General features: G+C 62.2%; 31 protein-coding genes. 18 read left to right on the top strand and 13 right to left on the bottom strand.

Annotated features, from left to right (window positions below; genetic code table 11):
* The 4 genes from VK804_RS17785 to VK804_RS17770 all read left to right on the top strand — a co-directional run.
* Window positions 1–604 (top strand): hypothetical protein (locus VK804_RS17785; protein ID WP_325372594.1); only part of this gene is annotated, 604 nt, incomplete at its 5' end.
* Between the two features lies 1 nt (window position 605).
* Window positions 606–1,676 carry a DUF262 domain-containing protein gene (locus tag VK804_RS17780; protein WP_325372592.1) on the top strand — a complete coding sequence of 357 codons (1,071 nt, stop codon included), beginning with the start codon at window positions 606–608 and terminating at the stop codon, window positions 1,674–1,676.
* Between the two features lie 257 nt (window positions 1,677–1,933).
* Window positions 1,934–2,323: a RidA family protein gene (locus tag VK804_RS17775; protein WP_325372590.1), complete on the top strand. Its 390-nt coding sequence runs from the start codon at window positions 1,934–1,936 to the stop codon at window positions 2,321–2,323.
* A 17-nt stretch (window positions 2,324–2,340) separates the two neighbouring features.
* The gene (locus VK804_RS17770) at window positions 2,341–2,838 is read left to right on the top strand and encodes a mismatch-specific DNA-glycosylase (RefSeq protein ID WP_325372588.1); all 498 of its coding nucleotides are present in this window, start codon (window positions 2,341–2,343) and stop codon (window positions 2,836–2,838) included.
* Window positions 2,839–2,974: 136 nt separating this feature from the next.
* On the opposite strand, the gene VK804_RS17765 is transcribed toward VK804_RS17770, so the two are convergent.
* Both VK804_RS17765 and VK804_RS17760 read right to left on the bottom strand, forming a co-directional pair.
* Entirely contained in the window at window positions 2,975–3,268 is a 294-nt protein-coding gene (locus VK804_RS17765; protein WP_325372586.1) for a copper-binding protein, read from the bottom strand.
* Window positions 3,269–3,368: 100 nt separating this feature from the next.
* A complete protein-coding gene (locus tag VK804_RS17760) occupies window positions 3,369–3,809 on the bottom strand; it encodes a hypothetical protein (protein ID WP_325372584.1) in 441 nt (146 codons plus the stop codon).
* A gap of 359 nt (window positions 3,810–4,168) precedes the next feature.
* On the opposite strand from VK804_RS17760, the gene VK804_RS17755 reads away from it, so the two are divergent.
* The 3 genes from VK804_RS17755 (at window position 4,169) to VK804_RS17745 (ending at window position 5,846) form a co-directional block, all read left to right on the top strand.
* A complete protein-coding gene (locus VK804_RS17755; RefSeq protein WP_325372582.1) occupies window positions 4,169–4,579 on the top strand; it encodes a hypothetical protein in 411 nt (136 codons plus the stop codon).
* Between the two features lie 178 nt (window positions 4,580–4,757).
* Window positions 4,758–5,009, top strand: a complete 252-nt coding sequence (locus tag VK804_RS17750; RefSeq protein ID WP_325372580.1) for a hypothetical protein — start codon at window positions 4,758–4,760, stop codon at window positions 5,007–5,009.
* A gap of 180 nt (window positions 5,010–5,189) precedes the next feature.
* Complete coding sequence (locus tag VK804_RS17745) at window positions 5,190–5,846, top strand: hypothetical protein (RefSeq protein ID WP_325372578.1); 657 nt, start codon at window positions 5,190–5,192, stop codon at window positions 5,844–5,846.
* A 775-nt stretch (window positions 5,847–6,621) separates the two neighbouring features.
* Here the strand turns inward: VK804_RS17745 and VK804_RS17740 are convergent.
* Window positions 6,622–7,113 carry a hypothetical protein gene (locus VK804_RS17740; RefSeq protein WP_325372576.1) on the bottom strand — a complete coding sequence of 164 codons (492 nt, stop codon included), beginning with the start codon at window positions 7,111–7,113 and terminating at the stop codon, window positions 6,622–6,624.
* A 111-nt stretch (window positions 7,114–7,224) separates the two neighbouring features.
* Here VK804_RS17740 and VK804_RS17735 point away from each other — a divergent pair, with 111 nt between their 5' ends.
* The 3 genes from VK804_RS17735 (at window position 7,225) to VK804_RS17725 (ending at window position 9,740) form a co-directional block, all read left to right on the top strand.
* Window positions 7,225–7,992 (top strand): SDR family NAD(P)-dependent oxidoreductase, encoded by a 768-nt coding sequence (locus VK804_RS17735; RefSeq protein WP_325372574.1) that lies wholly within the window; start codon window positions 7,225–7,227, stop codon window positions 7,990–7,992.
* A 12-nt stretch (window positions 7,993–8,004) separates the two neighbouring features.
* On the top strand, window positions 8,005–9,183 hold the full coding sequence (locus tag VK804_RS17730) for a cytochrome P450 (RefSeq protein WP_325372572.1): 1,179 nt from the start codon (window positions 8,005–8,007) through the stop codon (window positions 9,181–9,183).
* A gap of 119 nt (window positions 9,184–9,302) precedes the next feature.
* Window positions 9,303–9,740: a collagen-like protein gene (locus VK804_RS17725; protein WP_325372570.1), complete on the top strand. Its 438-nt coding sequence runs from the start codon at window positions 9,303–9,305 to the stop codon at window positions 9,738–9,740.
* 27 nt (window positions 9,741–9,767) lie between these two features.
* Here VK804_RS17725 and VK804_RS17720 read toward each other — a convergent pair whose 3' ends face one another.
* Together VK804_RS17720 and VK804_RS17715 are read right to left on the bottom strand one after the other, a co-directional pair.
* Window positions 9,768–10,094, bottom strand: a complete 327-nt coding sequence (locus VK804_RS17720) for a hypothetical protein (protein WP_325372568.1) — start codon at window positions 10,092–10,094, stop codon at window positions 9,768–9,770.
* A 162-nt stretch (window positions 10,095–10,256) separates the two neighbouring features.
* On the bottom strand, window positions 10,257–10,523 hold the full coding sequence (locus tag VK804_RS17715; RefSeq protein ID WP_325372566.1) for a DUF2277 domain-containing protein: 267 nt from the start codon (window positions 10,521–10,523) through the stop codon (window positions 10,257–10,259).
* Between the two features lie 118 nt (window positions 10,524–10,641).
* Here VK804_RS17715 and VK804_RS17710 point away from each other — a divergent pair, with 118 nt between their 5' ends.
* Together VK804_RS17710 and VK804_RS17705 are read left to right on the top strand one after the other, a co-directional pair.
* Window positions 10,642–10,887: a DUF2188 domain-containing protein gene (locus VK804_RS17710; RefSeq protein WP_325372564.1), complete on the top strand. Its 246-nt coding sequence runs from the start codon at window positions 10,642–10,644 to the stop codon at window positions 10,885–10,887.
* A gap of 78 nt (window positions 10,888–10,965) precedes the next feature.
* Window positions 10,966–12,027: an alpha/beta fold hydrolase gene (locus tag VK804_RS17705; protein ID WP_325372562.1), complete on the top strand. Its 1,062-nt coding sequence runs from the start codon at window positions 10,966–10,968 to the stop codon at window positions 12,025–12,027.
* 36 nt (window positions 12,028–12,063) lie between these two features.
* Here VK804_RS17705 and VK804_RS17700 read toward each other — a convergent pair whose 3' ends face one another.
* The gene (locus tag VK804_RS17700) at window positions 12,064–12,219 is read right to left on the bottom strand and encodes a hypothetical protein (RefSeq protein ID WP_325372560.1); all 156 of its coding nucleotides are present in this window, start codon (window positions 12,217–12,219) and stop codon (window positions 12,064–12,066) included.
* Window positions 12,220–12,239: 20 nt separating this feature from the next.
* Between VK804_RS17700 and VK804_RS17695 the strand changes: the two genes are divergently transcribed.
* A complete protein-coding gene (locus VK804_RS17695) occupies window positions 12,240–12,665 on the top strand; it encodes a DoxX family protein (RefSeq protein WP_325372558.1) in 426 nt (141 codons plus the stop codon).
* Window positions 12,666–12,728: 63 nt separating this feature from the next.
* Window positions 12,729–13,334 carry a pyridoxamine 5'-phosphate oxidase family protein gene (locus tag VK804_RS17690; RefSeq protein ID WP_325372556.1) on the top strand — a complete coding sequence of 202 codons (606 nt, stop codon included), beginning with the start codon at window positions 12,729–12,731 and terminating at the stop codon, window positions 13,332–13,334.
* A 24-nt stretch (window positions 13,335–13,358) separates the two neighbouring features.
* On the opposite strand, the gene bfr is transcribed toward VK804_RS17690, so the two are convergent.
* Together bfr and VK804_RS17680 are read right to left on the bottom strand one after the other, a co-directional pair.
* Window positions 13,359–13,844 carry a bacterioferritin gene (gene bfr / locus VK804_RS17685; protein WP_325372554.1) on the bottom strand — a complete coding sequence of 162 codons (486 nt, stop codon included), beginning with the start codon at window positions 13,842–13,844 and terminating at the stop codon, window positions 13,359–13,361.
* Window positions 13,845–13,999: 155 nt separating this feature from the next.
* Window positions 14,000–14,263, bottom strand: coding sequence for a (2Fe-2S)-binding protein (locus VK804_RS17680; protein ID WP_325372600.1), 264 nt, complete (start codon window positions 14,261–14,263; stop codon window positions 14,000–14,002).
* Window positions 14,264–14,614: 351 nt separating this feature from the next.
* Between VK804_RS17680 and VK804_RS17675 the strand changes: the two genes are divergently transcribed.
* Entirely contained in the window at window positions 14,615–14,902 is a 288-nt protein-coding gene (locus VK804_RS17675; protein WP_325372598.1) for a hypothetical protein, read from the top strand.
* A 111-nt stretch (window positions 14,903–15,013) separates the two neighbouring features.
* Here VK804_RS17675 and VK804_RS17670 read toward each other — a convergent pair whose 3' ends face one another.
* The gene (locus VK804_RS17670; protein WP_325372552.1) at window positions 15,014–16,222 is read right to left on the bottom strand and encodes a lytic murein transglycosylase; all 1,209 of its coding nucleotides are present in this window, start codon (window positions 16,220–16,222) and stop codon (window positions 15,014–15,016) included.
* Between the two features lie 92 nt (window positions 16,223–16,314).
* On the bottom strand, window positions 16,315–17,967 hold the full coding sequence (gene ettA, locus VK804_RS17665) for an energy-dependent translational throttle protein EttA (protein WP_325372550.1): 1,653 nt from the start codon (window positions 17,965–17,967) through the stop codon (window positions 16,315–16,317).
* 231 nt (window positions 17,968–18,198) lie between these two features.
* On the opposite strand from ettA, the gene VK804_RS17660 reads away from it, so the two are divergent.
* Both VK804_RS17660 and VK804_RS17655 read left to right on the top strand, forming a co-directional pair.
* On the top strand, window positions 18,199–18,405 hold the full coding sequence (locus tag VK804_RS17660) for a hypothetical protein (RefSeq protein ID WP_325372548.1): 207 nt from the start codon (window positions 18,199–18,201) through the stop codon (window positions 18,403–18,405).
* Window positions 18,406–18,562: 157 nt separating this feature from the next.
* Window positions 18,563–19,522, top strand: a complete 960-nt coding sequence (locus tag VK804_RS17655; RefSeq protein WP_325372546.1) for a D-2-hydroxyacid dehydrogenase family protein — start codon at window positions 18,563–18,565, stop codon at window positions 19,520–19,522.
* A gap of 83 nt (window positions 19,523–19,605) precedes the next feature.
* Here the strand turns inward: VK804_RS17655 and VK804_RS17650 are convergent, their stop codons facing one another.
* Together VK804_RS17650 and VK804_RS17645 are read right to left on the bottom strand one after the other, a co-directional pair.
* Complete coding sequence (locus VK804_RS17650) at window positions 19,606–20,217, bottom strand: hypothetical protein (protein ID WP_325372544.1); 612 nt, start codon at window positions 20,215–20,217, stop codon at window positions 19,606–19,608.
* A gap of 141 nt (window positions 20,218–20,358) precedes the next feature.
* Window positions 20,359–21,732 carry a L,D-transpeptidase gene (locus VK804_RS17645; RefSeq protein ID WP_414642808.1) on the bottom strand — a complete coding sequence of 458 codons (1,374 nt, stop codon included), beginning with the start codon at window positions 21,730–21,732 and terminating at the stop codon, window positions 20,359–20,361.
* Between the two features lie 324 nt (window positions 21,733–22,056).
* Between VK804_RS17645 and VK804_RS17640 the strand changes: the two genes are divergently transcribed.
* Window positions 22,057–22,941 (top strand): hypothetical protein, encoded by an 885-nt coding sequence (locus VK804_RS17640; RefSeq protein WP_325372542.1) that lies wholly within the window; start codon window positions 22,057–22,059, stop codon window positions 22,939–22,941.
* Window positions 22,942–22,950: 9 nt separating this feature from the next.
* On the opposite strand, the gene VK804_RS17635 is transcribed toward VK804_RS17640, so the two are convergent.
* On the bottom strand, window positions 22,951–23,447 hold a 497-nt coding region (locus VK804_RS17635), incomplete at its 5' end, for a sulfurtransferase (RefSeq protein WP_325372540.1).

Genomic DNA, 23,447 nt, shown 5'->3' with positions numbered 1-23,447 from the left:
CGCGAACCCGAGCTTCCAAGTCAACATAGCTGAAAAGCGAGCCGGACCTTTCGTCACTTCCTCGCATCGCGTCCCCCAGATCAATCCTGATCCTAGAGAATCACGATCCGAAACGCTTCGCCACCACTTCTTCAACAGCCTGCTAATGCACGCTAGCGCCAGAACCATCGGAGCAAGCACCAATTTAACCGAGTCGGTCATCTGGGTTCTTGATCCGGTGGCGTGGAATCGAACCGCCCTCAGTGATGTCTCCTATAGTGGTGGCGCACTTTCTACGGCCGATGAGGATATAAAGAGCTATGCGCCGCGCGCAGCGACTATGAAGGTGCATCCGGTGGCGCTTTATGGCGCACATAACAGCCCAAGAATTGTTGCGCAACAAGGCGTGTTCACAATCTTTGGGACTGGGCAGGCGCCAATGGAAGAGCTGGTAGGCTCCGGCACGTTTCCCCAGACGGCTCTCACTAAGATCGTAGTAGCTCCATCGCGGATTCGGCGCATTCGCAAATCACTGCTGAATCAGGGCGTCACCGAAGCAGTTGTATTTCCGGACTTGGAGGGCCTCGCTCTGGAGACTAAGCGACATTTCGGCTTCGAGGGTTAGTATGGCCAGAGCAATCACACGCTTCAAAGTATCGAGCTTCGATCCTAAGACCTTATCTTGGTGGCGCGCTCGCAAAAACAAGATTGATATGGACCCACCATACCAGCGTCGCGGCCATCTTTGGTCGGACGCCGACAAGGCGTATTTAATTGACTCGATCATAAATGGATTTGACGTGCCGAAGGTGTACGTCGCAGATTTTACGATCCTGAATACTGATCTAAATCGCAAGCGGCTCCCCTATGCGATCATCGATGGAAAGCAGCGGTTTGAAGCAATTTTTGATTTCTTCGAAGGAAGGGTTGTCCTCAACGAGGATTTTATTTTCTTGGAGAATCCAAGCTTGAAACTCGGAGGACTTGGATATTACGACCTAACCCAAAAACACGGAGAGATAGCCGAATTATTCGATACCTACAATTTGTCCGTGATGAGCGTCACGACCAACAGCAAAACGCTAATAAACGAACTCTTCATTCGACTAAATCGAAGCAAACCATTAACTGGCGCAGAAATACGAAATGCTATGGCCGGCCCAGCACCAGAGGTTACGCGGCAAATGGCCAAGCATCAATTCTTCACCGATTACGTAGCGTTTCAAGTCCAGCGAGGCCAAGACTTGAACGCCGCAATGAAGTTGCTTTTGTTCGAATTCGCCGGAAAGCCACAAGAAACGAAGAAAAGCACCTTGGATGCATTCGTTAAGGCTGCTGCCAAGCAACGATCCAAATTGGAAGTATCAGCGCGTCGCGCGTACGTAGCACTAGACGATCTAACGAATGTTTTTCTCCCGAGAGATAGGCTACTGGCATCATCGGGCTTGTTGCCAGTTTATTACTGGTTCATTCAGAGCTTGAAGTCGCGCCAATATCCTTTAGTTCGCGATTTTCTCGTGCAATTTGAAGAGGCGCGAAGAGCGAACCGTCAAAAGGCCGAGTTGGACGGGCTTACTAGAGCAGTTGACCGTAAGCTACTTGAGTATGATCAACTCAATAGGAACACTAACGACCTGACGAGCCATATTCGTCGGATAGAGATTCTTCAAGAACGATTTGCAAGGTTCAAGCATTAACCGACGTTAGAAAAGTCCGTGGCCCTAGGTATCGATGGCGCAACTGCCATCGTCATCTTGGGGGGTCGGGATTGGTAGGCTACGCCTCGCTAACTCACCCTACAGTCGCGCTCGCGCGTTGGAGCTCGTAGGATGGGTTGAGCCCTTGCGAACCCATCATCCGCCGCGATTGTCACGATGGGTTTCGCTTCCGCCTTCGCTCGTTGAGCTTCGGCGGACGAAGTCGCCCACCCTACGAGCTAACATGAGGTACCCCCATGCCCTCCATCAAGCACTTCGCCCCGCCGCCAGGCATCAAGTCCCCACCCCTTTCCTTCGCCACCCGAACCGGCGACCTGCTGTTCATCTCGGGCATTCCCGGCTTTGACGAGAACGGCAAGCTGCCGGACAGTTTCGAGGCGCAGTTCGGTTTTGTCGTGCGCAACATCAAGCGCGTGCTGGACGAGGCGGGGGCGACGTTCCGCAATCTCGTCAAGGTCAACGTGCTGCTGACGCGCGCGGCCGATGTCGGGCCGATGAACGCGTTGTACGCGGGGGCTTTCGGGCCGCCGCCCTACCCCGCCCGCACCACCTGCGTGGTGCAGGCGCTGCCGAACCCCGCGATGCTGATCGAGATCGAATGCGTCGCCTCGCTGGCGGGGAAGTGAGTGGTTCGGGCGCACGCTTGGAAAAACTCCCCGACCAGCTTCAGGAAAATCTGCGACTGGTGTTCGTCGGCACCGCCGCCAGCCAGCGCTCCGCGGACCTCGGCCACTACTACGCCCATCCCGGCAATCGCTTCTGGCGGACGATCCACGAGGTCGGCATCACGCCGCGCCGCTACGAGCCGCATGAATTCCCGGCGCTGCTGAAACTCGGCATCGGCTTCACCGATCTTTGCAAGCTCGGCGCGGGAATGGACCGTCTGGCGCTAGCCTTCCCCGTCGATATCGAGGCGTTCCGGGAAAAGATGCGGCGCTATCGGCCGCAGACCATCGCCTTCACCAGCAAGAAAGCGGCGAGCCTTTTCTATCGACGGCCGACCAAAGCGGTCGCGCTGGGCCGGCAACCGCCGCTGAAGGATTTTCCAGTCGTATTCGTGCTGGCCTCGCCGTCCGGCGCCGCGTCGGGCCACTGGTCGGTGCAGCCATGGCAGGAACTGGCGGATTGGATCGGCCGGTAGGTGGGTAGCGAGCGTAACCCACCATCTACTTTCTCGTGCACGGCTCGCAATGGTGGGTTACGCCTTCCGCCTTCGCTCGTTTGTGCCACGGCGGATGGGGTCGGCTAACTAACCCACCCTACGATTCTCCGAAAATCTACTTGTTCTCGATCTTCGTGATCGTCTTCTTGCCGTCGACTTCGCTGACGGAAAACGTCACCCTGTCGCCGGCGTGCAATTTCTCCAGCGCGTCTGCCGGCGCCTTGTATGTTTGTTCGATGGCGCCGCCGCCAGCGGCGCCGACGGTACCGCTTTGCGGCTGCTGAATGCCGATGGTGCCACTGAGCCGGTCGATGGTGACGATCGTTCCCGTCAGCGGCTGCTGGGCCAATGCCAGCGCGGGGATAGCCGCGAGCGTGGCGCCAGCCAAAACAATCCTGAGCAGTTTCATGGAAACCTCCCGGTTTTCGAATCCTCGGCGATAAGCCCGCGCCGGCGAATTGGTTCCGCAGGCCGGTGCCTCAGGCATCGAAAGCGCGGCGAGGTTCCCACTACTTCAGCGTGATCGCCAGCCCGCTCAAATCCGCGTTCGCCATCAGCCCGACCTGCTGTCCCGACAGTTCCAGCACCGCGCCCTTCTGGTTGGTCAGCACGATCGCGCGCGCACCGCCGCCGACCGCCAGCCCCGCGCCGGCAGCACCATAGACACCGGCGACGTCGGACGGACGGTTGATGTTGCTGACGCGCCCGCGCAGCACCGTCTTCGATCCGCCGAACACCAGGCCGTAGTCGAGCCCGCCGGCCGACAATCCGTAACTCCGCCCGCGAAAGGTCAGCGTGCCGCCGCCGCCGGAGCCGCCGATGATCCAGCCCGCCTTGTAGATCGTCAGCGACACAAAACCTTCGTCGGCTTGCGCAGCGGAGGACAGCGTGACGCCGGCGAACGCCGTCAGCGCGAGCAGCGCAGCGCGAAGGGCGGATGATTTCTTCATGGGTGGGTTTCCTCGGGTTTTGTGAGCAGGCGCAGCGCGGCGGATTGAGTCGCGCCTTGTGATTGTAGCCTACGGGCCGGATGCGCAAAGACCGTATTCGCAGAATGGACGCGCTTCCGCGCGCAATCCGGGTGGCTGTCTCGACAACTGGCTTCATCGGCACTTCCCGAGCCAGGCATATGGCACGGCCGCGAAACGCGGACTTAGCAACCCTAGCCCGGATCGACCAACGGGTCGCGGGCTGCATCGCCACGTCACTCCGTCGGCGCAAGATTGACGAATTCGATGATCGTTCCTAGGCTGAAGCACGTCGGCCCCACGGGATCGCGAAGGGGTGTCGGCACGTCGCAGGGGGCAGCATGGCACGTCATCACTCTTCTTTTGCGGCGGTCATCGGCGCTTGTCTGTGCGTTGCGCTCGGTGTGGCCGGCGCTCAGGCGGCGGGCCTTGGCGGCTCCTGGTCCGGTCAGGTTGCGCAAAGCAATCCGCCCGCGACCTACCCGGTCGAAATGCAGCTCTCCGGCGAGAGCGGCAGAATCGATTATGCCTCGCTTGGCTGCGGCGGCACGCTCGAGTTTCTTCGCACCGACGGCACCAGCCATTGGTATCGGGAGCACATTTCCTACGGCAAGGACAAATGCATCGATGCGGGCGTCATCGAAATGCGGACCCATCCGGCACCAGACAACGCATCGCTGGATTGGACATGGAGCGGCGGCGGCGTTTCGGTCCGGGGCGTGCTTCGCAGCGGCGGCGCGGGCCGCAAATGAGCGCCGCCTGCGGATGAGCGCGATGCGACCCGCGCGGCGACGCCTGCGCCTTTGAACCTTCACGCGGTTTGCAAACACTCAACGCATGGCCGGAAACATCAACCGCCGGCGCCATGCCTCACGCAAGTGCGCTTGCGCGGATGGCGAGATATTTTCTTGCAACAGGAGCATCACATCCATGCGTCGTATTTCGATTGTTTGCGCCACTGCCGCCGTCGGCCTCACCGCGCTCGCCGCCGCCAGCCCCGCGCAGGCCGCGTACCATTTGATTCGCTGGCACGGCAACGGTTATTGCCAGGTCTGGGACGAAGGCATTCCGACCAGGCCGTTTCCGGCGGATTATAAAACCGTCAGCGCGCCGGTGCCGACCCTGATCGAGGCGCTCGGCGTCAAGGAAGGGCTGCTGCGCAGGGGCATCTGCACGTTCTGAAGATCGATCGGAATCGGTAGGGTGGGCAAAGGCGCGCTTGCGCCGTGCCCACCGTTCTGCGCGTGACGCGAAGGATGGTGGGCACGCTACGCTTTGCCCACCCTACGGATTCGGCGCCTTGACACCTGCATGCGTTCGGGATGAGCCTGCCTCGATACGTCAATCGGCGATCTTGCGGCGATGAGTTCATCCCTTCTGACATCCACGGCCATCCTCGCCGCCTTCCTCTGCGTCCTCGCCGCGCCGTCGCACGCCGAAACCCCGGCCACGGCGCCAAAATCGGTCACCGTGATCTCGCCGGTGTTCGGCCAATTGGTGCGCTTTTCCATGCCGGCGAATTTTGTTGCGGCGTCCGAGAAGACCGAAAACAATTTCTATATCCGCGAAGCCGTGCCGCAGGGCGAGACGGTCAATGGCTGGACACAGATGATCACGGTCACCGGCTCCAGGGGGCTCGTGAGCGCCGCCGGTTTCTCGCCGCAGAAACTCGCGGCGGCGATCGGGTTGGGCTTCAAGAAGGCCTGTCCCGAAAGTTTTGCGCTGAAAGATTTCGGGGCTGCCAAATTCGGCGACCGCGACGGCTACATGGCGGTGGCGAGTTGCGGCAAGGTCAATGCGAGCGCCGACGGCCACAGCGAGACCGCCCTGATCATAGCCGTGCAGGGCGCTACCGATGCCTATACCATCCAGTGGGCCGAGCATACGCCGACGCTGAAGGCTCCCGGGGTCAATGAGGCGGTGTGGCGGCAACGGCTGCGCGAACTGATGCCGATCCGCCTTTGCGCAATCGTGCCGGACGAGGCCGCGCCCTATCCGAGCTGCCTGAAGCAGAAATAGCCCGTCGGGTTAATTTGTCGCAGGGCCGCCCCGCCTTCCGGGCAAGATTCCGCTTTACCGAATATTCGGAATATCCTACATGCCGCTCCGTCCCGTCCCACCTGAGGGGCGTTTCGCGATCGTCATCAAACGCGGGAGGGGATGCGGTGGACGCTGACGGTGTCTTGTGACGAAGGCATTGGAGGCGGACGGCCAAGTCGTATGGTCCTGACACCCCGACGCTGGTGTCAAGTCTGCGTTAAGGCACGCAGGCGACGGTGGCAAACAAGCCCGGCGCACCGGGGAGAGTACGAAGCAGCCGTTAAAACCATTGCGCGGGGAATGCCGGGTGAACCGGTGTACTCGTGGTGACTACACTTGCATGCTTTTTTACACTGCATGCGAGGCTGCGGGCGCATCGAACGCCCGGCATTCCCTGCGCCCTCAACGAAGAGGGCGGAAATAAAAGAATACCTCGCGCAAAAAAGCATGCGGCGAGATCGCGAAGCTGTGCCGATCGAACACTACTCGTCATGCCCGGGCTCGACCCGGGCATCCATCCTTCTTCGCAAGAAGATGGATTGCCGGGTCAAGCCCGGCAATGACGACCTCAATTGTCGTCACCCGCGAAAGCGGGTGACCCAGTATTCCAGAGGCAGTAGTGATTGAGCCGAAAAGCCGCGGCGTACTGGGCGGATTCAACCGGTCAAGCCGGGCGATGACACCGAATGTGGCGCGCGGCGCTCACGTTACTCATCGCTTTCGCGGCAACGACGTTGGGAGATACGCGGTTCCCCTACACGCTCCGCACCAGCCGCACTTCCCGGATCAGCGCGTCGCGCGCGGCGGAGAGGGCCTGGAACTCATCGGCGCTGCCGCCGGCGTCGGGATGGGCGGCCTTGGCGGCGCGCTTCCAGGCCTGGTGGATTTCCGGGGCGGACAGCGAGCCGTCGACCGGCAGGCCGAGCAGCTGCCGGTAGCGCTCCTCGGAAGACAGCAGTTTCGGCTGGCTCTCGCGCTTACCGAAGCGCGGATTGACCAGCGCCAGCAGTTCCTCGCGCATGACGCCGAGCCGGCGGCGCGCGGCGACCCGCGTCACCTGGTCCGCATCGTCATCGGCGGCGCTGCGCAGAATCGGCAGCGCCTGCACCGCGGCCTGCCGCAGCAGGCCATCCGGCGCGGCGCTTGCGATATGCGCGGCCACGCGCACGGCTTCGCCATAGTCGGGCGCGCGCGCCGACCAGAGCCGTTCGATCTCGAGTTTCCATTCCGCGAACTGTCTATCCATGGCGCAACATCCGAAGGCGATGAATACGACACAGGGCTAAAGCTTTCCGTTGCCGCTCCCTTCAATTTTGAATTAGCTTGTAGCGAAACGCATAACCAAAAAGGAGACGCCATGCCCCTGCTCCAGAACCATATCGCGGTCGTCACCGGCGCAGCCTCCGGCATCGGGCGGGCGATCGCCGCCGGCTATGCGCGCGAAGGCGCGCAGGTCACCCTGCTGGATGTCGACGGCAAGGGGGCCGAGGCTGCGGCGCAGGAGATCCGCGATGCCGGCGGGCTCGCCGAGAGTTTTGCGCTCGACGTGACCAAGCGCGAGGACTGCATCGCGGTGGCCAAGCGCGTCGCCGATCAGGTCGGACGGGTCTCGATCCTGGTCAACAATGCCGGCATCAACCGCCGCAACGGTTTTACCGCCGATCCCGCCGCCGTCCTGAAGGACTGGCAGGACATCATGGCGATCAACCTCAACGGCGTCTTCAACGTCACGCAGGCGTTCCTCGAGCCGCTGCTGGCGGCCAAGGGGCGCATCGTCAATATCGGCTCGATCCAGTCCTTCCTGCATGTGCGCACGCCGAACTCGCCGGCCTACACCACCTCGAAACACGGCGTGCTCGGCTTCACCCGGGCGCTTGCCGCCGAACTCGGCAAGCACGGCGTCCGCGTCAACGCCATCGGCCCCGGCCTGATCGAGACGCCGCTCAACGCCGCGGTGCGCGCCAACGATCCGGGGCTGGTGAAGATCTTCATGGACCACACCCCGCTCGGCCGCGCCGGCAAGCCCGAAGACATCGTCGGCCCCGCGATCTTCCTGGCGTCGGATCTCGCAAGCTACGTCACCGGAACCATCGTGATGGCGGATGGCGGGTACCGCGCGATTTAGGACCCACATCCCATGTCCAACGCCCCGCATTTCGACATCGACGTGCCCCGCTTCTGGGCCGATCCCTATCCCGATCTCGCCCGGATGCGGAAGGAGGCGCCGATCGCCTTCGTGCCGCAGTTGGGATCGACCGTGTTTACCCGCCGCGACGACATTTTTACGCAGGAGAAACGCACCGACGTATTCTCCTCGCACCAGCCGGCCGGACTGATGAACACGCTGATGGGCCACAACATGATGCGCAAGGACGGCGAGGCGCACATGGCCGAGCGCGCGGCGATGTTCCCGTCGGTGTCGCCGCGCACGGTGCGCGACACCTGGCTGAAACAGTTTCGGGCCCATGCCGAGCGCATCCTCGACGAGCTTGCGCCCGCCGGCCGCGCCGATCTGACCAAGGCGTTCGCGCTGCCGCTGTCGGCCGAATGCTTAAAAGACATCACCGGGCTGACCAACATGCGCTTCCAGGACATGGACGCCTGGTCGCAGGCGATGATCGACGGCATCGCCAACTATACCGGCAACAAGGAGATCGAGGCGCGCTGTCATGCCGCGACCGCCGGCATCGACGCCGCGATCGACGACATGATCCCGGTAGTGACGAAGCACCCGAACACCTCCATCCTCAGCGTGCTGCTCTCGGCCGGCCAGCCGCTGGCCAGCGTGCGCGCCAATGTAAAACTGGCGATCTCCGGCGGGCAGAACGAGCCGCGCGACGCTATCGCAGGCACGATCTGGGCGCTGTTGACGCATCCCGGCCAGCTGGCGCTGGTCCGCGCCGGCAAAGCAAAATGGATCGACGTGTTCGAGGAATATGCGCGCTGGATCGCGCCGATCGGAATGTCGCCGCGGCGGGTGGCAAAACCGTGGTCCTATGGCGGCGTCGATTTCGAGCCGGAGGACCGCATATTCTTCATGTTCGGCTCGGCCAATCGCGACGAGGCCTGCTTTGGTAACCCCGACGATTTCGATATCACCCGCGACACCCAGAAGAGCATCGCCTTCGGTGCCGGCCCGCATTATTGCGCCGGCGCCTTCGCCTCGTGCGCGATGGTCGCCGACGTGGCGCTGCCGGGCATTTTTGCGCGGTTGAAGGGATTGCGGCTCGATCAAAGCGAGCCGGTGCGGATCGGCGGCTGGGCGTTCCGCGGGCTGCTCAATCTGCCGGTGATCTGGGACCCGGGCGATGATTGATGTTGATCAACGCCGTCAGCTCAATTGATGCCGTTATCGAAGCTCTGCTAAGGAAAGCCTTTCTGCCAAGGAAGGCCTTTCTGCTAAGGAAAGCCTTGGCAATCACCGGGAGCGCGCGCGTGGCGGACGAAATTCGGCAGGGACGACAGGGACCGCAGGGCCCGCGCGGCGAGCCGGGGCGAGCCGGACCGCAGGGACATCCCGGACGGCCCGGACTGGAAGGTCCACGCGGCAAGCCGGGACCGCAGGGCAAGATCGGGCCGCAAGGCCCGCGCGGCGAGGCTGGGCCGCAGGGCAAGCCCGGAGCGACCGGCCCACAGGGCCAGCGCGGCGAGCCGGGGCCATCAGGCCAATTGCCGTCGATCGACCAGGTGATGCCGTGGCTGCATCTCGTGTTCGATGCCTATGAAGACTACAAGAAAATGCGCGAGCGCGAGGCCCTCGAGCGCGAAGCCGCCGAGCGCGCCGCGCTGGAAGCGAGCCAGCACGACGACGAGCCCGGCGACGACGATGACGACGACCACAAGAAGAAGAAAAAGCACAAGCACAAGAAGTAGATCGTCACGGAGCCGCGAGATCACACTTCAGGGATGCGGCGCGGCGTTGCGCACCTTGCCGAAATGGCTGGCCAGCCACAGCGCCATGACGGCGGCTCCGGCGAGGCCGGCGGCACATAGCCCCCATGACGGCGGCAAAGCGGGCGGGAAGCACACGTGCAATAGCACCCCGCCGACCGCGAAATTGAACAGACCCCAGATCGCGTTGACCATGGCCGAAGATTCGCCGATGCCGGGCGGCGAAGCGAACGGCGTCTGGAACCGGTTGCCGCAAATGCCCTGCACGATGTGCGGGATGGCATTGGCGAGAAACGCGCCGGCGAAGAACCAGCCGACATAGCTGTACCAGGCCATCATATCTCCTCGGGCACGCACATTTTCATTCGAGCTATAAGACCCGGCCTAGAGCATGATCCGGAAAAGTGGGAACCGGTTTTCCGAAAAGATCATGCTCAAACAAAAAGATAGAGCGGGATGACGATTCGAAGAAAAGTCATCCCGCTCTGGCCGAAGGTTTCACCCGAACCGCAGCCGCGAGCGCTCCCTCGCCTTCTCGGCCTCGATTTCGCGGTCGCGCGCCGGCGCCTGGGTATGCAGCGACGCCAGCAGGCGGCGGGCCGCGGCACTCACCTCGTCGACGGCGCGGTCGAAGGCTTCGGCATTGGCCTGCGACGGCTTGTTGAAGCCCGAAAGCTTGCGCACGAATTGCAGCGCCGAGGCCTGGATCTCATCCTCGGTGGCCGGCGGCTCGAAATTGAACAGCGTCTTGATGTTGCGGCACATCTGTTGTCTCCTTGGTCCGGGCGACCCCTGATCCAAATACTGTATCCCGGCTCATTTTGGCATAGAATGGGCGCCACGTTCACCCCCGTCGCCGCATCCCAACCGCGCGAGTTCCCCGATGTCCCACGTCACCTACAGAATCGTTCAACATGACGGCGGCTGGGCTTATACCGTCGATGGCGTATTTTCCGAGCCGTTTCCGAGCCATGCCGCGGCGCTGGCCGCCGCCCGGCGCGCCGCCGCGGAGCAGCGCGTGCCCGGGCGTACCGAGGCGATCGAATACGAGACCGCCGACGGCAAATGGCACACCGAAACCGCCGCCGGCGGTGACCGTCCCGAGACCGACGTCGAGGACACGCCATAGCAGCATCGCCTCGCGGCGCGGCGCGTGATAGGTTGCGGCCAAAGCGGCAACCTAGCTGCCGTCGGGGAAACGCCATCCATGAAATATCCGCGCGCAGCACTGTTGGCTATTTTTGCAATGACCTCGTTTCCCGCTCTGGCGGCGGACTACCCGGCACCGAAGCAGGGCGACTGGATCGCCAACGACTTCAAATTCCACACCGGCGAGACCATGCCGGGCTTACGGATGCATTACACCACCATCGGCCAGCCTTCAGGCCAGCCGGTGCTGGTGCTGCACGGCTCCGGCGGATCGGCGGCGACCATGCTGACGCCGACCTTTGCCGGCGAGCTGTTCGGTCCGGGCCAGCCGCTCGATGCCACCAAATATTACATCATTATTCCCGACAGCGTCGGCCACGGCCAATCGTCAAAACCGTCCGACGGCATGAAGACGGCGTTTCCGAAATACGACTATGAAGACATGGTGGAAGCGCAGTACCGCCTGGTCACCGAAGGGCTCGGCATCAAGCACCTGCGGCTGGTGATCGGCAATTCGATGGGCGGCATGCACACCTGGGTCTGGGGCGTGAAGTATCCGCAATTCATGGACGTGCTGGTGCCGATGGCGTCGCAGCCGACCGAGATGGCGGCGCGCAACTGGATACTGCGGCGGATGATGATTGAGACCATCCGCAACGATCCCGATTACCAGGGCGGCAATTACACCGCGCCGCCGCGGATGATGAAATACGCCATCGCGGCCTATCGTTTCGCAAGCGCCGGCGGCACGCTCGGCTACCAGACGCTGGCGCCGACATCCGCGAAGGCCGACAAGATGGTCGACGAGCAGCTCGCGCTGCCGATCGCGGCGGATGCCAACGACTACATCTATCAATGGGAAGCCTCGCACGACTACAATCCGTCGCCCGGCCTGGAAAAGATCACGGCCACGACGCTCGCGATCAATGCCGCCGATGATGAGCGCAATCCGCCGGAAACCGGCGTCACCGACGCCGCGATCAAGCGCATCAAGAACGGCAAGCTCTATCTGATCCCGGCCAGCACCGAGACGCGCGGCCATCTCACCACCGGGAACGCCAAATTCTACAAGCAGCAGCTGCAGGAATTGCTGGCGATGGCGCCGCAGCACGCGATGTGAAACGGCGATCGCAGCGACCGCAATCGATTGGCCTTGTCAGAAATGCAAATCGTTGCCGGCCTGTAACCGATCGTTGATCGCTCTTGTGGCTGCGGCGCTGGTTATTTGTCCGGTCAGCACCACACGGGCTGACAAGGCGTCGTCGCCATAGGAGGCAGTGACTTCACCCATTTGCGGGTTGAACAGGAACACTTCCTTCGGAATCAGCGAAAATGCCTGCCGATCTCCTGCCTGATCGCTTCGCCAACATTCGCGCCGCGATGCGCTGGATTCTCGCCGCGTTCTATGCTGCGGCGGGAATCGCGCATCTCTGGGCGCCGGACAAGCTGCTCGCGATCACGCCCTCATGGGTGCCGTTCGCGCCGCAGGTCATCTTCATCACCGGGCTGTGCGAACTCGTGGGCGCCGCCGCATTGCTGACGCGGCCACTGCGCTGGTGGGCCGGCGTCGCGCTGGCGGCCTACGCGGTCTGCGTCTGGCCGGCGAATTTCAAGCATGCAATCGAGGGCATCGAGCTGCCTTACATCGCCAACAGCTGGCTCTATCACGGGCCCCGCCTCGCGTTTCAGCCGGTGCTGGCCTGGTGGGCGCTCTACTGCGCCGGGGTGATCGACTGGCCGTGGCGGACCCGCCGATAAAGGATGGCCGCGACGGCGCCCCGATGATATCGTTGTCCCGACGCATTGTTAGGGAGACAGCCCTTGTCCGATCTCGCCGCCAGCGACCTCAAGACGATCTACCCAGAGCCTTCGCCGCGCGTGATCGCCAAGGCGCGCCCCGAGATCGACGCGCACGCGAAAAAATTCATCGCGATGTCGCCGTTCTGCGTGCTCGCCACCTCCGGCTCCGACGGCAGCGTCGACGCCTCGCCGCGCGGCGGCAATCCCGGTTTTGTCCATGTCACAGGCCCGAACCAGCTCCTGATGCCGGATCGCTCGGGCAACAACCGGATCGACAGTTTCCGCAACATCGTCGAGGGAAGCGGCTTTGTGCAACTGATCTTCTTCGTGCCCGGCATCGACGAGACGCTGCGCGTCGGCGGCAGTGGCAAACTATCGGTAGAGCCTGCTCTGTTGGCCGCGACGGAAGAGTTCGGCAAGCTGCCGCGCGCGGTACTCAGCATCGACGTCAAGGAAGCCTATTTCCATTGCGGCAAGGCGCTGATGCGCTCAAAGCTGTGGTCGAAGGAGGCGCAGGTTGAGCGTAAGGTAATGCCGAGCATCAGTCAGGTCATCCACGACCAGACCGCTCTTGGCGAACCGGAAAGCCAAGACGTGGTCGAGGCGCGCTACAAGACGCAACTGTAGTTGCTTGCAGCGCGGCGGGAGCGTCTACGACTCGCTCTTGAGTCCGCCGACGTGCTTCTGGGTGTAAAGCTCGAGCCCGATCCGCCCGATCAGATCGAGCTGGGTTTCGAGGAAGTCGATGTGATGCTCTTCGTCCTTCATCAGGCTTTCGAATAAATCGCGTGACACGTAGTCCTTGACGCTGTGGCAGTGGGTTGCGGCTTCCTGGTAAAGATTGCGGGCGCTGATCTCGGCCGCCAGATCGCACTCGATGATTTCCTTCACGTTCTGGCCGATCCGCAAGGGATCGAGCACCTGCATATTGGGAAATCCGTCGAGAAAAATGATGCGATCGGTGAAACGATCGGCGTGTTCCATCTCCTCGATGGATTCCTTGCGCCAGGTCTTGGCCATCTCCAAGAGGCCCCAGTTGCTCAAGAGCCGATAATGCAGCCAATACTGGTTGATGGCGGTAAGCTCGTGGCGCAATCCCTTGTTGAGATAGTCGATGACCTTTGCGTCGCCCTGCATGGTGCACTCTCTCTGCCGGAGCCTTGGCTGGCCCTTGGTTGGTTTATCGGGTCATTGCTCTAGCGCATGATCCGCCAAAGTGTAAGCAAATTGCGATCAGGCAGTTGCCGACAGCCGACGCCGAAGGCTTCGGACAGATGCTATTTTTCGGGATTTCAGGCGACGGCTTCCTGCACGGAGGCGCCATCGGCGTGCCGATGCACCACCTGGCTGTGCGGGCAGCCAACGCTGCAGGCCTCGGCGCAGGCGCCTAACGCCTCCTCGATGATGGTCTTGATGGTGCGTGCGCAGCGGCCGCACTCGGCGCCGCAGCCGAGGCAGCCGTAGATCTGCTTGGCATTGCGGGGAAGATCTTCCGCTGACTCCACGGCGCTGCGGACATCGTGGTCGCTGAGGACGTTACAGGAACAGACAATCATAAAAGCGGCAGGCCCATGGGTGATGCTGAGCCCTTCGATATTGAAGAGGGTGGCCGGATGCAAAAGGAAAAACGGCGTTTTGAAGTGATTCCAAAGTTATGCGCGGGGCAGTTTGGGATGAATCTAAATTAATCCAGTTGCGGTACGTCGAAAGCCGGCCGGCTTTGGGAAAACGAAGCGGATTAACTCTTTCGTTACAGGTAATTGTGCGTTGCACAAATCACTTTGAGTTGTCCCCTCCTTGGCCAAAAGATGGCGCCGCCGTTCATTGATCATTCAACTGAAATATGGAACTTCTTTCAGGAAAGGCTGCTTATCCGCAGTCTTCTTCAATTCAGAAAGGTGGATGCCATGAGAAAGACTTTGGTGGCCCTTGCCGCTGTCGCCACGCTGGCCATTTCGGCCGCGCAGCCTGCCCATGCCCAGCGCGGGCTCGGCGCTGCTGTTGCAGGCGGAATTATTGGCGGCGCTATCGTCGGCGGCGCGATTGCGGCCACCACTCCGTATCCGTACGGATATGCTCCCGGCTACTATTATGGACCGCCGGCCTATCCGGCCGCCGCTCCCGGCTGTTGGCAGGGCCAACGCTTCTGGGATGGTTATGCCTGGCGGGTTCGCCGCGTTTGGGTTTGTCAGTAACTTCCGTTCATCTTGCTTGAGACAGGGGTTTTCTCGAAACCTCCGGCTCTCAAAACCTGATCTGGTGTCGGCCTGAAACGCGCTTTTCGGGCCGATATTTTTTGGGCAGCATTATCGGGTAGCCGCGATTGAGCGCAGCACAGCTTCGCTCGGCCAGCAATCCACCTTCAGCCCCGCCGATTTCTGGTAGGCGCCGAGCGCTGCGCGGGTTTTCATGCCGGCCTTGCCGTCGATCTTGTCGGAATACAGGCCAATGCGCGTGAGGTGACGCTGCATGGCCTCGACGTCGGCGGTACGCAACTGGGTCGATGCCGACCACGGCGTCGCAAACGCAACCGGGCTCACCATCCGGTCCGACAAGTGACCGACAAACAGCACATAGAGATCGGAGAAGTTGTATTCCTTGATCACGAAATAATTCTTCGTGGCGAGGAACGCCGGGCCGTAAATGCCCTCCGGCTGCAGTAGGGATGCCGGCTGCGCCTGCTCGGCATCGCCCAGGCGTTGCCCGCGCACCGGCACAAAACCGTCGCGCAGCCATTCACCCAGCGGCTTCGTAACCTCGGGCACACCGATGGTACAATCGACATTCGAGGGCGGTCGCACCTCGTAAGCCCAGCGTACGCCCGGCTGCCACCCTTTGTTCACGAGCTGCTGCGCGGCGGAGGCGAGCGCATCCGGCACCGAGTGCCAGATGTCCTTGCGGCCATCGCCGTCGAAATCAACGGCGTGCTTGTAGAACTCCGACGGCAGGAATTGCGTCAGCCCCGTTGCACCTGCCCACGACGCGCGCATATCCTTGCGCGTCACCTCGCCGTCATTGAGCAGCTTCAGCGCCAGGATGAACTCGTTGCGATAGGTATCCTTGCGCCGGCCGACATAGGCCTGCGTCGCCAGCACGCGCAGCCCGTCGTAAGGCAGCGTGTAGCGGCCGAAATCGGTCTCGCGGCCCCAGATCGCGAGCACGACGGTGGCGGGCACGCCGAATTGCGCCTCGATGCGATCGAGCGCGGCGCGATGTTTCGCCAGCAGCCGCTGCCCCTCCTCGGCAAGCCGCGCGATGCTCGCTTCCTTCAGATAGTCGGCCGGCACCTGCACGAACTCGGCCTGCGCGGGCGCGCCGGTCGCCGGCCGCCCGGGCAGGATCAGGTCGGGTAGTTTGTAGTCGGGCTCAAGAGCGCGCGTTTCGCGATCGAAGGTTTCGCGCGACACACCTTGCGCCTGCGCCTCCGGCCAAAGCGAAGCGATGAATTGTATAAAGGCGGCGTCGGGCGCCGCGCGCGCGGGGGAGCTTGCCATTGCCAGTATAAATACCGTCATTGCGAGGAGCGTCAGCTCCGAAGCAATCCAGACTATTCTTGCAGTAGGCAAGTTCCTGGATTGATTCGCTTGCGCTCGCAATGACAAGGCGGTCACCTTGTCAGCTTCTTGTATTTCACGCGGTGAGGCATGACGGAATCCTGCCCCAACCTGCGCATCTTGTCTTTTTCATAATCCTGGAAATTGCCCTCAAACCATTCCACGTGGCTGTCGCCTTCGAAGGCCAGCATGTGGGTTGCGATGCGGTCGAGGAACCAGCGGTCGTGGCTGATGATCACGGCGCAACCGGCAAAATCCTCCAGCGCCTCTTCGAGCGCGCGCAAGGTGTCGACATCGAGATCGTTGGTCGGCTCGTCGAGCAGAAGCACATTGGCGCCGGATCTCAGCATCTTGGCCAGATGCACGCGGTTGCGCTCGCCGCCCGACAGCGCGCCTACTTTCTTCTGCTGGTCGGCGCCTTTGAAATTGAATGCCGAACAATAGCCGCGCGAATTGACTTCGCGCTTGCCAAGAAGAATGAGTTCGTTTCCGCCGGAAATCTCTTCCCAGACTGTCTTCTTTCCATCGAGACTGTCGCGCGACTGGTCGACATAGCCCAGATGTACACTCTCGCCGACGGTAATGGTGCCGCTGTCCGGCTTCTCCTGACCGGTAATCATCCGGAAAAGAGTGGTCTTGCCCGCGCCGTTCGCTCCGATCACGCCGACGATGCCACCGGGCGGCAGCTTGAAGGTGAGGTTGTCGATCAGAAGGCGATCGCCATATCCCTTGGCGAGGCTCTCGAAATCGACCACGTTTTGACCAAGCCGCTCGGCCACGGGGATGATGATCTGCGCGGTCTGGACCTGCTTCTCGCCGGCCTTTTTCAAAAGTTCTTCGTAGCGCTGATAGCGCGCCTTGGACTTGGCCTGACGCGCCTTCGGCGAGGCCGCGATCCATTCCTGCTCGCGGGCAAGCGTGCGCTGGTGCGCCACTTCCTCGCGGCCCTCCTGCTCCAGCCGTTTCTGTTTTTGTACCAGCCAGGAGGAGTAGTTGCCCTCGTAGGGAATGCCCCGGCCGCGATCGAGTTCAAGAATCCATCCCGTCACATTGTCGAGGAAGTAGCGATCGTGGGTGACAATCAGGATAGCGCCGGGATAGTCGCGCAAGTGGCCTTCCAGCCATGACACCGATTCGGCGTCGAGATGGTTGGTTGGCTCGTCCAGCAGTAACAGCTCCGGCTGATCAAGCAGCAACCGGCACAGCGCGACGCGGCGGCGCTCGCCGCCCGACAGCATGGTCACGTCGGCGTCGTCGGCCGGACAGCGCAGCGCGTCCATCGCCTGATCGACCTTGCTGTCGAGGTCCCAAAGCCCGGCAGCCTCGATCTCGTCCTGAAGCCTGGTCATTTCCTCCACAGTCTCATCGGAATAGTTGACCGCCAGCTCATTGTAGCGGTCGAGGATCGCCTTCTGCTTGGCAACGCCCATCATGACGTTTTCGCGCGCCGTCTTCTTCGGATCGAGCTGCGGTTCCTGCTCGAGGTAACCGACCCGCGCGCCTTCCGCGACCCAGGCCTCGCCGGTATATTCCTTGTCGAGCCCGGCCATGATCCGCAGTAGCGTCGACTTCCCCGAGCCGTTGACGCCGAGCACACCAATTTTGGCGTCGGGATAGAAAGACAGGTGGATATTGTCGAGCACCTTCCGGTTGGGCGGATAGGTCTTGGACAGGCCTTGCATGAAATAGACGAACTGGCGGGCCATCGCGATCCCTGGAAACGAGTGGTATTTTTTGAGATTTTTGCCGGGCTGATGTAGCGGCGCGAGCCGCAAAGGGCAACCGCATGGATAGCGTTTTCTGTTTATTCACCACTATCGGCACGAATAGGGACAATTGAAACCTAGTTTTAATAATTAGCGTCCGAAACTGCCTGTCAGCGCCGAAAAGAGCGCGTCCCACGCGACGGAAGTCGCCGGAAAAAGACAGGATTCGTCATGGCGACCATTGTTTCGGACTCCCTGCCCGCCCCGACCCGCGTGAGCGGCGACCAGCCGGGTCACTTCGCCGAATTCCGCGCCTTTTGGCGCCAGTTCTTCGCCCGCGCCTTCGATCCCTATCGCCCCGAGCTTCATTATATGCGAGGACCAGGCCCTGCCTGCCGCGCCAAGCAGGCAGCCAAGGCGCAAGCGCGCCCCAACTGACGCCGTCTGGCCGCCAACGCTGCACTTGCCCCTAACTGCCCCTAACTTTTGATCGCCCGCGCGCTTGCGCAAGCAAGCACGGCGCGCAACGATGGCGCGCCTATTCGAGGACGGCGCGTTCTTGCTGCCGTCATAATCGCCATGAACGGATATACCCATGACGCGGCTGCGCTGTGCAATTCTCGATGACTATCTAAATCTGGCGCTTTCCGTCGCCGACTGGTCGAAGGTCAAGGACCGCGTCGACATCACCGTTTTCAACCAGCCCTTCGCCTCGCAGGAGGCAGCCGCCAGCGCGCTGAGGGATTTCGAGATCATCTGCGCCATGCGCGAGCGCACGCCGTTCCCACGAGCGATGTTTGCGGATCTACCCAGGCTGAAGCTCTTGATCACCTCCGGTATGCGCAACAATTCGATCGACATGCAGGCCGCCAAGGACCATCAGGTAGTCCTGTGCGGGACGCACTGGCCGCGCGATCCGACGGCGCCGCTGACCATGGGCCTCATCCTGGAACTGACCCGCAATATCGGCCGCGAGAACGCTCGCATGCATGCCGGCGAATTTTTGCAGAAGCATGTCGGTATCGAGATCGAGGGCAAGACGCTCGGTGTCGTCGGGCTCGGCAAGTTGGGGGCCAAGGTTGCGGGGCCCGCGAAGGCCTTCGGAATGAACGTGATCGCCTGGAGCCCGAATTTGACCGCGGAACGGTGCAAGGAGGTCGGCGTCGGTTACGCCACCAGGGAAGAGCTGTTCTCGACCGCCGATATCATCACCATCCATGTGGTCTTGAGCGATCGCTCGCGGGGTCTGGTGGGTGCGGCCGACCTCGCACGCATGAAGCCGACGAGTTATCTGGTCAACACCGCACGTGGTCCGATCGTCGATGAGAACGCGCTGCTTGAAACGCTGAAAGCAGGCAAGATTGCAGGCGCCGCGGTCGACGTCTTCTCGGTCGAGCCGTTGCCGGTGGATCATCCTTTCCGCAAGCTCGACAATCTGGTGCTGACGCCGCATCTTGGCTACGTCACGAAGGAAACCTTCATCGCCCACTACAGCCAGATGGTCGAAGGCATTGACGCATGGTTCAAAGGCGAACCAGTACGAAGGCTGGCGTAAGACCGATTAAAACGGCGCTCATATCCGCAAGCGGCGACGCTGCGGGCGACGGCCGGCAATTGGACGCGCCGTCTAGAAAGAGATCAGGCGGTCTTTGGCGTGAACTTCTTTACGTTGAGCGATAACGTCTGCCCCGGGGCCGGAAATATCAGCTTCCCGTTCGTTCCATCAGAAGACGAGAGCACCAGCTTGCCGAAAATGACGGCATTGCCGACGACGTCGCCGACACCCTGACCGCCCTGCCCGTTGACGTTATATTTGACCTGCGCATCCCGCCCATTGATGGAGAGAATCTGGAAGGATGCGCTTTGCTTGTCTGTGCTGCCGATCCAGCTGCCCACCAGCCTGTTCTGATCCGCGGCCGGTGCGGCGACCTTGTCGAGGACGGCCGCCTGTCTCGCCGTGCCGAATGAAAACTCCAGCGCGGCTTTCTGTCCATCGCGGGTACCGATTGTGACGTTGCCGTATGTGATCAAGTTCTGATCGACGGTGGCGACACCTACTTCCTTGTGCCCGCCGTGCGAATATTCGATCTGCGCCGTACTCCCGTTAATACTCAGGACCTTGAAGTCGATGGCCTGATGATTGTTCGAGAACGAGCCTTTCCAGTCGCCCAGCAAATTGCTCTGGTGATAGAGCTTCTCGTTGACGGGCGAAATTCGACTTGCGCCCTGGATCGCGGCGATTGTGCTCACTGCAGGCTCCGCTTGGGAGCACCAGACAAACCCACCCCGGTGAACGAAAAGTTAACTCTATGTTCGCAATCATGGTTGCGGCAACAAAAAAGGCGCGGTCAAAGCGCGCCTTTTTCTAAAACTTTTTGTCCCGCTAGCGACCTACCGTATGGTCACCGGCGGCGGCAGCTGCGGCACGACGGTCGGCGGCGCGCCGGGCACGCTCGACGGAGGAACCGGCGCGGCTGCATGGGCCTGGGGCAACGGCGCACCGACGCTCGGTCCAGGCACAGGCGCGGCCGATGCGGTGGCGGTCGACCCCGGCGGCGGGCTGCCGGGCCAAACAACCACGCGAGTGCCGACCTTGACGCGATCGAAGAGATCGCTGACGTCCTCATTCAGCATGCCGATGCAGCCCGATGAGACAAACTTGCCGATCGTCGACGGCTGGTTGGTGCCGTGAATGCGATAGACCGTATTGCCCAGATACATGGCGCGCGCACCAAGTGGATTGCCGGGGCCGCCGGCCATGAAGCGCGGCAGATACGGCTGGCGATCGATCATCTCCGGCGGCGGATGCCAATCCGGCCACTCGGCCTTGCGTGAAATCTTTTGCACGCCGGTCCAGGTGAAACCGTCGCGGCCGACGCGGACGCCGTAGCGGATCGCGCGGCCGTTGCCCAACACGTAATAAAGATAGGTATTCGGCGTATCGACGATCAGCGTTCCCGCCGGTTCCTTGGTAACGAAACGAACTTCCTGACGACGCAAGTTCGGCGGCAGGTTGACCGGGGCCGCGTCCGGCTGTTCCTCCGGCGGCAAGGCGGCGACCGCAAGCGGCCGCCCGTCGGCGCCTTGCGGCGGCAGAGCTCCCGGCGGGACCGGTTGCACGGTGCCGGTGACCATGCCGGGCTGCGGACCGACGGCTGCGGGCGGGCGAAGCCCATTCCGGTCATCGTCGGGATAGACGATACCGGAACCCGGAATGCGATTGTCGCCATAGGCCTGCGGTGGGCCGCCGGGCCTGTCTGCATAAATCACCGGCGGTGGATCGCGGCGGCCGTAACGCGGGTCGTCCGGGGACAGGATCGGGCCGGAATAAACCGGCGGTGCACCAGCGGGCCGCCCGTAGCGCGGATCATCCGGAGAGAGGATCGGACCCGAATAGACCGGTGGCGCGCCGGCAGGGCGCCCGTAGCGCGGGTCATCAGGCGAGAGGATTGGGCTGGAATACACCGGCGGCGCCGGGCGGCCATAACGCGGGTCATCGGGCGAAAGGATCGGTCCGGGAGCAGGCAACGCCATCGAACCGGGTCCGTCTGGTTCCTCGTCTTCCAGGATATCGAAATCCGTCGGACGCGGAGCGCGATAGTCGCTCGGATAGCGGCCCGCCGGATAGGGTTGCGGAACAGGCGAATAGACCTGAGCCGGGGGTACCGGATTGCCTTGGGCCCACGCGAGCGAGGTTCCCAGCGCCCCTGCCGCGCAGGCGGCAGAAACAGTGGCACAAATCGTCAGAAAACGTTTGATCATCATCGTACTTGTATAGCCCGTAAGCCAACACCGGATCGTTAACGGCTGATGACGGAAGATAGCGGCGCATTCAAGACAAATCCCGTCGATCTCACGTTGATTTGGCCTCGCAAGATGAACAGGGAACACCGTTTTTCGCGTTTTGGCGTCCATCGCTGGCAAAGCGGCTTTCCAGATTTAACGAGCGTCTGGAGCAGTTTGGGCTATCCTTGACGAGCCTGATTCGCCACCGCCGCTCCCCCGGCTGCGTCGCGAACGCGGCCAGTGAAACCGCGTTCCCGATTGGCTCAAACGCCTTCGCGAAACCCGCGAGGCAGAACCGCGTCAATGCTTCCAGGCTTCCGTTTCCTGTTCGCAGCGATCATGTTGTCGACGTCGCTCCTCGTTTTCGGGCTCGGGGCGACCGCGCTGCTGCGCTCGGCCCATGAGGAATTCGCCAGCAACCCGGCCTGGCGGGCAGCCCCTGAAGTGAAATTCGCCCAGCAGAGCGAAGCGACCATGCCGGTGCTGGCGACGTTGCGGGTCGAAACGCCAGAGCAAAAAACGCCCGAAGATGCAACAGCGCCGGCTGCGAAATTGGAGGCGGAGACGACCACGTCGCCAACAACCGCGGCGGCCCAGCCTGTTGCCATCCGGCCCGAGCAAGCTTTGCCGAGCGAGGTTGCAGGGCCGGAAATACTAACGCCAACGGCACCGAAGCCCGATGTTGCGGTCGCGGATGGCAATCGGCCGGCGAGCGAGGATGAACCTGCATCACAGCAGAGTACATCCGTGGAGAGGGGCGCTCCCGCTGAACAGCCTGGCGAAGGGGCCAGACAAGAACCGGACGAAGCCAGGGTCGCGACGATCGTATCAACCGCGCCTTCGCCTCCCGATGATCCGCCTGTCGCTGCCGCAACGGATCAAAGCGCCGCAGATGCTGCGCCCGCAGCCGCCTCGATCTCGACCGATCCGGCCGCAACGAAAATCGCAACGCTTGGCGGCCCGCCTGTTGACATCGAGACCCTGATTGAAGCCAGCGAAACCCTGAGCAAAGCCAAGGCCGACGCCGCCAAGCCCGATGAAAGTGCGAAGAAGCGCGAGGAGGCCAAGCGCGCGGCAAGGCGTCGCAGGATCGCGGCCGCGCGGGCGCGACTGGCGGCACAGCAGGCGCAACAACTTCAAGCCGGTCCATTCTTCCAGCAGCCGAGGCCGACTGTCCGTGCGCGATAGTTGAAGAAGTCAAGCCGGCCCGGTCGCGACCGGCGGCCCGCCGGGCAGGCCCCATTCGGACCACGAACCGTCGTAAAGCGCCGGATTCTCGACGCCCAGCCGGTAAAGCGCGAGCGTCAACACGGCGGCCGAAACACCGGACCCGCAGCTTGTCACAATAGGCGCGTCGAGCTTGATGCCGGCGTCGGAAAACGCCTCAAGCAATTCGGATAACGGCTTCATCGTGCCGGTGGCCGCATCGAACAGCCTGTTGTAGGGGACGTTGCGGCTGCTCGGGATGTGGCCCGGCCGCAGCCCCGGGCGCGGCTCGGCCACGCGGCCCTCGAAACGGTCGCTTGCGCGCGCATCGATCACCTGCTCGGCCCGACTGTCGAGATTGGCGACCATCTCCTGCATGGTGCGAACACGTTTCGGGTCGAACCTCGCCTTGAATGTTGCGGGCCTTACCGACACGGCGCCATTCCCGGTCGGGCGCCCCTCTGCGATCCATTTTTTCAGGCCGCCGT

Origin of the sequence: Bradyrhizobium sp. (assembly GCF_035484855.1) — a bacterium.
Taxonomy (GTDB): Bacteria; Pseudomonadota; Alphaproteobacteria; order Rhizobiales; family Xanthobacteraceae; genus Bradyrhizobium.
The sequence above is the reverse complement of the archived record's forward strand: the minus strand, read 5'-3'. Positions and strand labels throughout refer to the sequence as shown.

Bases quoted from the DNA above. Each gene is read 5' to 3' on its own strand.
- VK804_RS17760 (WP_325372584.1), bottom strand. From the start codon at position 3,809: ATGAAGAAATCATCCGCCCTTCGCGCTGCGCTGCTCGCGCTGACGGCG.
- VK804_RS17750 (WP_325372580.1), top strand. From the start codon at position 4,758: ATGCGTCGTATTTCGATTGTTTGCGCCACTGCCGCCGTCGGCCTCACC.
- VK804_RS17735 (WP_325372574.1), top strand. From the start codon at position 7,225: ATGCCCCTGCTCCAGAACCATATCGCGGTCGTCACCGGCGCAGCCTCC.
- VK804_RS17675 (WP_325372598.1), top strand. From the start codon at position 14,615: ATGAGAAAGACTTTGGTGGCCCTTGCCGCTGTCGCCACGCTGGCCATT.
- VK804_RS17775 (WP_325372590.1), top strand. From the start codon at position 1,934: ATGCCCTCCATCAAGCACTTCGCCCCGCCGCCAGGCATCAAGTCCCCA.
- VK804_RS17680 (WP_325372600.1), bottom strand. From the start codon at position 14,263: ATGATTGTCTGTTCCTGTAACGTCCTCAGCGACCACGATGTCCGCAGC.
- VK804_RS17705 (WP_325372562.1), top strand. From the start codon at position 10,966: ATGAAATATCCGCGCGCAGCACTGTTGGCTATTTTTGCAATGACCTCG.
- VK804_RS17745 (WP_325372578.1), top strand. From the start codon at position 5,190: ATGAGTTCATCCCTTCTGACATCCACGGCCATCCTCGCCGCCTTCCTC.
- VK804_RS17720 (WP_325372568.1), bottom strand. From the start codon at position 10,094: ATGGCCTGGTACAGCTATGTCGGCTGGTTCTTCGCCGGCGCGTTTCTC.
- VK804_RS17780 (WP_325372592.1), top strand. From the start codon at position 606: ATGGCCAGAGCAATCACACGCTTCAAAGTATCGAGCTTCGATCCTAAG.
- VK804_RS17695 (WP_325372558.1), top strand. From the start codon at position 12,240: ATGCCTGCCGATCTCCTGCCTGATCGCTTCGCCAACATTCGCGCCGCG.
- VK804_RS17715 (WP_325372566.1), bottom strand. From the start codon at position 10,523: ATGTGCCGCAACATCAAGACGCTGTTCAATTTCGAGCCGCCGGCCACC.
- VK804_RS17730 (WP_325372572.1), top strand. From the start codon at position 8,005: ATGTCCAACGCCCCGCATTTCGACATCGACGTGCCCCGCTTCTGGGCC.
- VK804_RS17655 (WP_325372546.1), top strand. From the start codon at position 18,563: ATGACGCGGCTGCGCTGTGCAATTCTCGATGACTATCTAAATCTGGCG.
- VK804_RS17765 (WP_325372586.1), bottom strand. From the start codon at position 3,268: ATGAAACTGCTCAGGATTGTTTTGGCTGGCGCCACGCTCGCGGCTATC.
- VK804_RS17710 (WP_325372564.1), top strand. From the start codon at position 10,642: ATGTCCCACGTCACCTACAGAATCGTTCAACATGACGGCGGCTGGGCT.
- VK804_RS17755 (WP_325372582.1), top strand. From the start codon at position 4,169: ATGGCACGTCATCACTCTTCTTTTGCGGCGGTCATCGGCGCTTGTCTG.
- VK804_RS17660 (WP_325372548.1), top strand. From the start codon at position 18,199: ATGGCGACCATTGTTTCGGACTCCCTGCCCGCCCCGACCCGCGTGAGC.
- VK804_RS17640 (WP_325372542.1), top strand. From the start codon at position 22,057: ATGCTTCCAGGCTTCCGTTTCCTGTTCGCAGCGATCATGTTGTCGACG.
- VK804_RS17670 (WP_325372552.1), bottom strand. From the start codon at position 16,222: ATGACGGTATTTATACTGGCAATGGCAAGCTCCCCCGCGCGCGCGGCG.
- VK804_RS17645 (WP_414642808.1), bottom strand. From the start codon at position 21,732: ATGATGATCAAACGTTTTCTGACGATTTGTGCCACTGTTTCTGCCGCC.
- VK804_RS17740 (WP_325372576.1), bottom strand. From the start codon at position 7,113: ATGGATAGACAGTTCGCGGAATGGAAACTCGAGATCGAACGGCTCTGG.
- bfr (WP_325372554.1), bottom strand. From the start codon at position 13,844: ATGCAGGGCGACGCAAAGGTCATCGACTATCTCAACAAGGGATTGCGC.
- ettA (WP_325372550.1), bottom strand. From the start codon at position 17,967: ATGGCCCGCCAGTTCGTCTATTTCATGCAAGGCCTGTCCAAGACCTAT.